This is a genomic window from Novosphingobium sp., from assembly GCF_031424035.1.
Taxonomy (GTDB): domain Bacteria; phylum Pseudomonadota; class Alphaproteobacteria; order Sphingomonadales; family Sphingomonadaceae; genus Novosphingobium.
This window is the reverse complement of sequence record NZ_JANPGP010000128.1, coordinates 1-1,567: the sequence shown is the minus strand read 5'-3', so window position 1 is coordinate 1,567 and position 1,567 is coordinate 1. Positions and strand designations below refer to the sequence as shown.

2 protein-coding genes are annotated in these 1,567 nt (G+C 68.2%); both read left to right on the top strand.

Annotated elements, in window-relative coordinates; all coding sequences use genetic code 11:
- Window positions 1-167 precede the first annotated feature (167 nt).
- Window positions 168-911 carry an alpha/beta hydrolase gene (locus RMO89_RS17490; RefSeq protein WP_310534745.1) on the top strand — a complete coding sequence of 248 codons (744 nt, stop codon included), beginning with the start codon at window positions 168-170 and terminating at the stop codon, window positions 909-911.
- Window positions 912-1,567: hypothetical protein (locus tag RMO89_RS17485; RefSeq protein WP_310534743.1), on the top strand; the 656-nt coding region annotated here is incomplete at its 3' end. It abuts the gene before it with no gap.

Here is a 1,567-nt window from a genome sequence, read left to right as displayed (position 1 = left end):
GGGCAAAGTGGCCAGCCCCGCTCCCGCGAGCCCGCCGCGAATGAAGGCGCGGCGGTTCACCGCCACGGGAGACGCCGGGGGAATCGAAGGTGCGGGCGGGACCATGGGGCATCTTTCCGGCAGAGACGGTTGCGGTTGCGCAGCGTCATGCGCCATGACTGTGACCGATGGAAGAACCCGCGTTTTTCACGATGTCTGACGGTCGCCGGATCGCGCACCGCTCCATCGCGGGCACCGGCCCGGCGCTGGTGTTCCTGCCCGGCTACATGTCCGACATGAGCGGCAGCAAGGCGACCGCGGTGTTCGACTGGGCGGTGCGCGAGGGGCGGGCATGCTTGCTGCTCGACTATTCAGGCTGCGGCGAAAGCGAAGGCGACTTTGCAGATGGCACACTGACTCGCTGGCGCGACGAGGTGTTGGCGCTGATCGATGCGCTGGTGGCTGGCCCGGTCGTGCTGATCGGCTCATCGATGGGCGGGTGGCTGATGGTGCTGGTCGCGCTGGCGGTCCCGGAGCGAGTTGCAGCCTTTGTCGGGATCGCCGCCGCACCGGACTTTACCGACTGGGGCTATGACGCCGCGCAGAAGGCCGTGCTGCGCGCTGGTCAGCCGGTGTTCGAAGCCAATCCCAATGGTCCCGAATCAACCCCGACTTACCCGGTTTTCTGGGTAGATGGCGAGACCAACCGGCTTCTCGAAAGCGCAATCGCGCTGAGCTGTCCGGTCCGGCTGCTCCACGGACAGGCCGATGCCGACGTCCCGTTCGAGACCTCGCTCCGACTCGCCCATGCGCTGCATTCAGCCGATGTGCAGGTGACGCTGATCAAGGACGGCGACCACCGCGTTAGCCGCGACGATGACATCGCGTTGCTGTTACGGACGATTGCTGCCTTGCCGACCGGAGCTGCCTGAATGACGATCCCTGCCCTCGCGCTGTTGCTGGCGCAGCTTGGCCCCTCGGTGAGCGGCGGAGCCGCGCCGCCGATCCAGTCGGCCCCCCTGCCGATCCCGCGCAAGGCGCCGGAGGCCGCGTCGGCTGCGGCCGCACCCGAACCGAGCAAACTCCAGCTGTGCCTTTCGGCGATCGATGAAAATCCGCTCTCCGCGATCGAGGCGGCGGAGGAGTGGCGCAAACTCACCAAAGGCGCGACCTCGGCTGAGCCCAACCATTGCCTCGGCGTGGCCTATAACCGGCTGGGTCGTCCGGCCGAGGCCGAAGTCGCGTTCAACGCGGCGCGCGAGGCCCTTCCGGGCAGTGAAATGGTCCGCCGCGCCAGCTTCGGGGCGATGGCTGCGCTCGCGGTGCTCGAGCAAGGCGATGCGGCGCGTGCCGATGCAGGGCTTGCCGCAGCACTTGGGGAGGCCAAAGCTGGCGGCGACATGCGGCTGGCGGGCGATATCGAGATCGACCGGGCGCGGGCGCAAGTTGCGCTCAAGCAAGACGCTGCGGCCGCTGCGGGCCTTGCCGAAGGCCGCACCGCGAGCCCTGACAATCCGGCCGGATGGCTGCTCTCGGCAACGCTGGCGCGGCGACAGGAGCACTTGGCCGATGCCCAGGCCTTCATTCA

What these genes read in the sequence shown, in the direction of transcription:
- RMO89_RS17490 (WP_310534745.1), top strand. Translation starts at nt 168, where the DNA reads ATGGAAGAACCCGCGTTTTTCACGATGTCTGACGGTCGCCGGATCGCG.